This is a genomic window from Synechococcus sp. (assembly GCF_982614295.1).
This window is the reverse complement of sequence record NZ_CEXBMR010000065.1, coordinates 1-7,393: the sequence shown is the minus strand read 5'-3', so window position 1 is coordinate 7,393 and position 7,393 is coordinate 1. Positions and strand designations below refer to the sequence as shown.

Genomic DNA, 7,393 nt, shown 5'->3' with positions numbered 1-7,393 from the left:
ACCAGCCCCATGAAAATTTCATCTTCCCAGAAGAGGTTCTGCCACGTGGAAACGCGCTCTAAGCCCTTCTAATTTCATCAACATTGGCGCCCTCGAGGCGCCTTTTTATTGGTTAAAATTGGTGAGTCCCGCTGACAGTGAAGTGGTGCTTTGATCCTTGGATCGAAATGCCGAATGCTTTACCGGTCAGCATCATCCAACCAGGAGGAGGTGTTCGTGCCCCACAGTTCCAACATGCAGGGTTTGCTGATCGCGGAGAAAGCCGCCTGATAAAGGCGTTTGTTTCCTGATCAAACGGTTTCGCGCCATAGCGAACCCGACGAGAGCCCCCGCTCTGCGGGGGCATCGTTCCATCATTTAAGGATAATTATATAGTTGCCATTTGTTTGATTCTTATTTATTCCAAGTAATTTTGCTAATTTTTGTTTAACTGGCCCGTCTTTAAATTCTGAATAATTTTCGATTTTATTCCACGAGCCAACTACAGCGCTTGCACCTTCTTTCTTGAGGGCGCTTAGTAATTCATTGCTTACTGCTTCAGGTGTAACTAGCCAACCTTTGCGATCGCTTAAATAAAGCAAGGTGGGATCACCTGCAGTAACACTTATTAGCGGTTTGTTTTTTGGAGTAGTGGTTTTAATTTCCTGAGCCTGAGCCCAGATATCACTATTGTTGGGATTTTCTTTGCCCCAATAATCCAGTTGCAACACCGTAAAACTAATAACTAACACCAGCCCTAAAGCAACTGCCAACCAACGCTTTCCAATTTTAGTTGACTTTTGTTGAAGTTTTTGCCAAGCCTTACCAAGCAGCGGGCAAGCAAATAGCAACAATGGCAATTGGTAATACTCGTGGATATAACTAGAACTAGGCGCTAGAGCTCCTGCAATTAACACCACCCCAAGGCCCAGTGGCAGCATTCCCTCTGCTTCGTTTTGTTTTGGTAACCACAGGCCAAAAACTAATAGAGGTAACCCCAGCACTGCTAAACCGCGCAAGCTAAAACGCAGCAAGATATCGCCCCAATAACGCCAGTTCAACAAATCAGCCCAGCTGTAGCGAGAGGCTTTGCTGCCCCAAAAACCAAAGCTCAAGCCTGTTTCTAGAAATAGCTGGTGGGCATGGGCATACCAAGCCACCGTTGCAAGCAAGGCGATTACCCCTGCAAGCCATAGCGGCCAGCGCCGCCAGCCCAGCCATAACAGCGGTATGCCAAGCCAAAACAGGGGTAAAACTTTCACCAAACTGGCAATTACTAAGCCAAGCCCCATCAAGACCAAGTTGAACTTGCCGCCCTGTTGCCTGTAGGCCAGACCCCTTTCGAGGGCAAGGGCGGCACTGAGCATTAGCAATGCCTCTGGTTGCACGCTGCGGCCATAAAAAACAGAAAGGGGCAGCACCGCGAAAAACAGCCCACCCCACCAGCCCGCCGCCTGGCCAAAAAGATTGCTGCCAAGCCGTTGCACTAGATAAATGGCGCCAATGCTGCAGAGCAAGCTCAGCCCCCGTGCCAGCCATTCATGTAGCCCAAAAAATTGATAAAGCAGGCCCACCCCATAGGAATAAAGGGGGAAATCAGTTTCGGCGTAGCCACTGCTTACCCCACCCCAATCCACTTGGGGCAGCCAGATCGGCAGTTGATTTAGCTGAAAATTTCGAGCTAGGGCAGCGGTATCAGCCTGCCGCCAGCTATGTACGCCAATGATTGGCGCATTGATATTCACAAGCCTTAGGGCTGCCCCCATTAGCAGTGGAAACCAGGGCCAACGGGGGCCAGGGAGAATTAGACGCATTCATGCTCTGCGGTGTTCCCATGCTCCTCCCGCAGCCGTTAAGGGTGGCCACGGTTTTTTTTGTTTTTGGCATCGCCTTACAGCTGTGGCGGCTGGAAGGATTCAGCGCCAGCTACGACCAAGGCCTGTTTTTGCAGGAGCTCTGGAGTGGCAGCCAGGGGCGCTGGTTTGAAAGCACCCTATCGGCGGAATTATCAGCGGCTGTGAAATTAGGGGGTGAATTGCCGCAATTGGGTTACCTGCACGCCAGCCAGCATTTGAACCTCTTGAGCCAACTTTGGATTCCTTTGATTCCAATGCTTGGGATCTATGCATTACCCCTGGTGCAGGTGGCTTTGTTAACAGCTGGTGGCTTGATGTTGTTCCAGCTGGCTCGCTCTGAAGGCTTGGCTAGCCCGATCGCTTTGAGGTTGCTGATTGCCTACTACTGCTCGATCACGGTGCTTGGCCCGCTGCTGGAAAATTTCCACGACCTCTGCCCAGTGCCATTGCTGGGCTTTGCCCTGATCTGGGCCTTAAGGCAAGGTCGTCTGTGGCCAGCCCTTTGCGCTGCGCTTTTTATCACTTTTGTGCGAGGTGATGCAGGCATTGTGAGCTTCGGTATTGGCCTCTGGGGACTGCTGCGCCTGCAAGGAAAAAAACGCCTGCTGGCAGCGCTAGTGCTGATTTGGTCTGTTATTTATGTGGCGCTCGCAACAGCTTGGTTGCAACCTCTACTTGGCGCTGATGTTAATCAACGCTTTCTTTCAGAAAAGTTTGGCCAGTATTTAAGCCCCGGCAGTGAAGCTTCTGGCACCTTGGGGCTATTGGCGGCATTGCTGAAACAACCGCAGCAGCTGCTCTTAGAACTGGTTAGCCCGCCTGGCCGCAGCCTTGAATATCTATTGGCACCGATGTTGCCTTTAGCTTTATTGCCTTTGCTATCTCTTGATGCTTGGTTATTAATTGCGGCACCTTTATTTATTGCCTTGGCGGCTAAAGGATTCAGCGCTCTAGCCACCAGCCTGCGATATGTGTTGTATCTAGCGCCTGGGGTGTTTGGCGGTGCAGTGCTTTGGTGGCGCTCCCACCCAGAGTTATTTGGCCGCAAGTGGTTTCGGCAGTTATGGACAGCCGCAATTTCCCTTTCTTTGCTTTTGGCGCTTAGCTCAAATCCGCACCGCAGCCTTTCGGCCCTCATCCCAGACAGCATTAAGCCTTGGGCCCAAGCGGGCATCCAAGAACAATGGGCCCGCCGCGAAGCCGCCTTAACCGCGTTGGCGTTAATTCCTGCTGATGCAACAGTGGCAGCCCACACACCTTTGTTGCCGCGGCTGGCGATGCGCCCGGTGCTGTTGAGATATCCATACCACTCGGATTTTCTAAATCGCCAGGGCAGCAAAACAGCGGTGGATTGGATCGCCTTGTTACCCCGTTATCACCGGCCATTTTTGGCGGCATTTCCAGAGGATCGCGATCAGTTGCTTGTGCTGCAAGCCCGCACTATGCAGCTAATTGATGCTGGCGCCTATGGGGTGGCGCATTGCGCAGAAGGAGCGCTGCTGCTTAAACGTGGCGCCCCAAGCTCAGCTCTGAACCTTGCATGCGCGCATAAAGCTTTGAGCTAACCAACCCAGCCGCCGCTTGCAAAGCGAAAACCAAAAACAAGGCAGAGCAGGGCTCCAAAGCCAAGTAGCAGCCGGCCCCAGCGGGGATTTAAACTTGCCCAGAGGCCAATAAGCAGCAATAGGGGCACCGTGGCGTAAAGATGGCGCTCGATGCTGATTGTGTTTTGCTTAAGGAAATAAGCGCCAAGGCTGGCAAGCGCAAAGCAGCGCTGCTCAATTGGTATGCGGCCCCAACCCCAGAGCAATAAGCCAAGGCTGCTAAGCACCATCGCCCCATTAATAAACGGACTTCCTGCTAGCAACCAAGCTCCCATAAGGCTGCTTCCGCCAAGCATTAAGGCGATGCGAGGGCGATTGTTATCCAGGCGCCAAGCAGTGAAGGCGAGCCCTGCAAAAACAAGCATCAAAACCGGAAAGAGCCGATCTTGCAGTTGGCCGCTGTTGCTGTTTTGAGGCCCAAAGAGGATTTGGCTGAATAGCCGTTGCCAACGCGGCAATCCGGAAAGATTTAGCCCCGGTTGATGGCCCCAGCCAGCTTGTTGGGCGTGCAGAAAAGCAAAGGGATCACCACTGTTCTTGATACCCAATAGCAACACCATCCCAAGGCCAAGGCCCGTTAAAAAAGCTGTAAGCCAGCGTTTTTGCAGTAAAAAACCCGGCAACAACAACACCCCGGTAGGTCTTGTGGCGGCAGCTAAGCCGCCGGCTATTCCTTGCAGTAATGGGGGCAGATTTTGCGCTAATGCAGCAGCTGTAAGTAATAAATAAAGCGCTTCTGTGTAAGGAATCGAGGCAAATAAACTAAGGGGGTTAAAACAAGCCAGCAGCACGGTCCAGCGGGCAGCGGCATCACCCCAAAGCCCCTTGGCCTGGTGATGCAAGAGCCAAAGTGCGCTTAAAAAGGCGAAATTGGCTAAGCCAAAACCAGCCCATAGAAAAGTGTTGCTTGAAATAATTGCAGTGGGTGATAACAACCAAGCAACTAATGCAGGCCAAAGCGGAAAGAAAGCTTGCAGATTGCCTTGGGCGCCATGTTGGGCTAAGGCTAAGTAGTGCACCACATCCCAACGGTTCAAGCCTTGCGGCAATGGCTGGGCCAGCAAAGGTGTCAGCAGCAGCAAGCGGCTTAGGCCCCAGCTATTTAATAGAAATTTCAGTAGGGAACGTTCCACACAAAACGGGAGGAGGCGGCGTATTTCCAAACAAAGTCCACAAAGATTCCTGCCAGCAGGGCAACAAGGGCGATGGGCCCCCCTTGCAAACTACTGAATACCACCGTTGAAATACCCACATTTGCGGCCATCCCAAGGGAAGAAACTAATAAAAATTTCAATAAACCAGCACTTAAGCCAAAACCCTGCAAACGTTTAGCTCGGAAGGTGAGCGAGTTATTTACTAAGTAATTAGAGCTGGCCGCAATAATTACCGCCGCGGTTTGAGTGGCAAGAAAAGCCACCCCTTGGCTGCGCAGCAGGCCATAAATTGCAAAATGCACCACCATGCCACTAAGGCCAACAAGGCCAAAGCTCACTGCCCGCCGCGGCACCACCCTGAAACAAGCGGTGTGCAGCACGGAAACCAACCAGTCCCAAACCACGGCGTTATCAAGTTTGGAACTGCCACTTTGGCGGGGCTGAAAATTCAGCGGTATTTCCTTCACCTGCAGCTGCCCGTTGCTCACAGCGAGTAACTCATAAAGAAATTTAAAACCACTAACATCCACAGCTCGAATTGCTTTGGCGCATTGATCAGGCCTAAGGGCAAAAAAACCACTCATGTAGTCGGAAAGTTGCCCATAAGCGGGCAGGGTTGAGCGGGCTAAACGATTAGCTTGGCTTGAACCCCGTTGCCTTTCAAGCGATAAGCCTTCAATAACAGCGCCAGCTTGAAAGCGGCTGCCGATCACCAGATCAGCTTCACTGCGGAGCAATTCTTTAACGGCTTGCTCTACTGCTTCTGGCTGATGTTGGCCATCAGCATCCATTACAACTGCCACTTCGCCAGTGGCAGCAAGCAGGCCTTCTCGAATTGCACTTGATAAGCCGTTGCGGCCCACTCGCCGAATTAGATGGATGCGGGGATCCTGGCGAGCGAGCGCTCGCACTAAATCAGCGGTGCCATCGGGGGAGTCGTCGTCTACAACGATTAATTCAAGGCGATAACGTTGGCCGAGCAATGCTTTTAACTGCGCCAGCATCGGGGCCAGGTTTTCCCGTTCGTTATAGGTGGCAAGCACCACTGTGAGATTTAAGGGGCCGCTCAAGGTGCTGGCTTACATAGCCACAACTGCCAGCCATCTTCCCCGTTGTGGTTTTTTATACAGCCATAACCCGCCAGCTCTGGGGCCGGACCCTCACCCTGGCTTAACAGTTTCAGGTTGCCAGCTTCTGGTGTGCCTAGCGGCAATAAACGGCGCTGGCTTTGCCAGCTAAGGCTGGGGCGTTCCTCCAGCTGCCATAGGGCGATTGGTGTGCGGGGATCAGCTCCTTTCACTAGGGCAGCTCCGCTTGCAACTGGCGCCTGTTCTGCTAATTCCCACAGCCATAGGGGGCCTTGCAGTAGTAATAGAAGTGAAAGCCACCAGCCGCTAACCAATAGCAACACCCCAGGCCAAGGCTGCTTGTGGCTTAGAAACCAGCCCCCCAGCAGCAGGCCAAAAGCAGCTGGCAACACAAACCAATAAGAACTGATGGGGGCTGCAGCTAGCAGTAACCCACCAAGCAAAAACCAAAACCACGGCAGTTTTTTTAAAAGCGCAGCTCCAGGGATTCCCTTAAGGCTGGGATTTGTAATCAGCTGGGCTAGAAGCGGGCCGCAAAGCAAAGCAAATGGCAACCACAGATTGTGGCTATACCAGGGAAGCTGGGTGCGTAAAGGTAAAACTATTGCCGCCATTGCTAATTGCAAACCAAGGGGCCAGCGGCCTTCAGGGGTATTGCGTTGTTGAAAAGCCCAAGCCATAGCGAAAGGCCACAACGGCAACCAGGGCCAGCCACCTTCCAATACTTCGAGCACGGGGATCCGCCAACCAAGATCACTGCCTTCGCCCGCTTGCAGCAAAACGCGGCTGGCCCCATCGCCTCCCCAGAGCCAAAGGGCCTGATCGCCGCGGGCCCAGTAATGGAAAAGATGCCAACAGAGCCCTGGCAATAAACCCAGGGCAATGGCACTAAGCAGCAGCAGCCAACTGCGGCGAGTGAGAACCCGATCGAGGGCTAACAGCAATAAGCCTGCCCCTAGCACTGGAATCAAGCTGGGAGCCTTCAGCAAAAGAATGACGCTGCCGCCAAACCCAGCCCAAGTCCCCCCTTGCAAAGGTCGTTGTTTTGCCCGCAGCAGCTGCCACCAGATCAAGGCACTGGCACTCACCAGGGCGCCATCCAACATGGCTAAGCGTCCGTGGCGCATTAAGGGCAAAAGGGTGAGGCAGATTGCAGCACTACAAAAGGCGGCTAAGGGTTGCTGCGGCCTTAATTTCCGTGTAATTGCAGCTGCTAAGGGCACTACAGCACTAGCGAGCAAGGCAGGAATAAAACGCACCAGCCAGGGGGGTGGCAGCAGCCCACTGCTGCTCCAAGGCTGCATCACCACTGCAATTAAGAGGTGCAGGCCGGGTGGTTTGTTTAGATATGGAGTACCCCAATAGCTAGGCAGTAGCAGGGAAGATATTGATTTTTGTGATTGCAAAACCTGGCTAAGCGCTTGGCTGCTTTCAAGGGCCACACGAGCTACGATGCCTTCATCCCAATCCCGCAGGGGTAGATCAAGGCCTGGCAACAGCAGCAGCAGTAGGGCCCCAAGCCAAAGCAACCAATTAAAGTTCTGGACCGAATAACAGCGCTTTTGTATCAAATCGCACGCACTTCGCTTGGTTAAGGAGTAATTATGGCCTGGGAGCATTTGCTTTCCGTTCTTTATTGTGTGTGAGAACCATGAACGCATTTCGCAAGCTATTGCTTGCTCCATTGGTAATGGGAGTGGTTGCGCCATTGG

Annotated in this window: 5 protein-coding genes; 1 reads left to right on the top strand and 4 read right to left on the bottom strand. The window is 52.8% G+C overall.

The features are described 5' to 3' along the window. Positions 1 to 353 precede the first annotated feature (353 nt). A complete protein-coding gene (locus AC2JC8_RS09350; protein WP_484594597.1) occupies positions 354 to 1,793 on the bottom strand; it encodes a glycosyltransferase family 39 protein in 1,440 nt (479 codons plus the stop codon). A 20-nt stretch (positions 1,794 to 1,813) separates the two neighbouring features. Here AC2JC8_RS09350 and AC2JC8_RS09345 point away from each other — a divergent pair, with 20 nt between their 5' ends. Further along, a complete protein-coding gene (locus AC2JC8_RS09345; protein ID WP_484420357.1) occupies positions 1,814 to 3,400 on the top strand; it encodes a DUF2079 domain-containing protein in 1,587 nt (528 codons plus the stop codon). Here AC2JC8_RS09345 and AC2JC8_RS09340 read toward each other — a convergent pair. Genes AC2JC8_RS09340 through AC2JC8_RS09330 form a run of 3 tightly spaced genes read right to left on the bottom strand, consistent with a single transcriptional unit; the run spans position 3,397 to position 7,210 of the window. After that, the gene (locus AC2JC8_RS09340; RefSeq protein ID WP_484401632.1) at positions 3,397 to 4,572 is read right to left on the bottom strand and encodes a mannosyltransferase family protein; all 1,176 of its coding nucleotides are present in this window, start codon (positions 4,570 to 4,572) and stop codon (positions 3,397 to 3,399) included. The genes AC2JC8_RS09345 and AC2JC8_RS09340 overlap by 4 nt on opposite strands. Beyond that, positions 4,554 to 5,663 (bottom strand): glycosyltransferase, encoded by a 1,110-nt coding sequence (locus AC2JC8_RS09335; RefSeq protein WP_484420359.1) that lies wholly within the window; start codon positions 5,661 to 5,663, stop codon positions 4,554 to 4,556. The genes AC2JC8_RS09340 and AC2JC8_RS09335 overlap by 19 nt, the downstream gene beginning before the upstream one ends. After that, positions 5,660 to 7,210 carry an ArnT family glycosyltransferase gene (locus tag AC2JC8_RS09330; protein ID WP_484594596.1) on the bottom strand — a complete coding sequence of 517 codons (1,551 nt, stop codon included), beginning with the start codon at positions 7,208 to 7,210 and terminating at the stop codon, positions 5,660 to 5,662. The genes AC2JC8_RS09335 and AC2JC8_RS09330 overlap by 4 nt, the downstream gene beginning before the upstream one ends. Between the last annotated feature and the right edge of the window lie 183 nt (positions 7,211 to 7,393).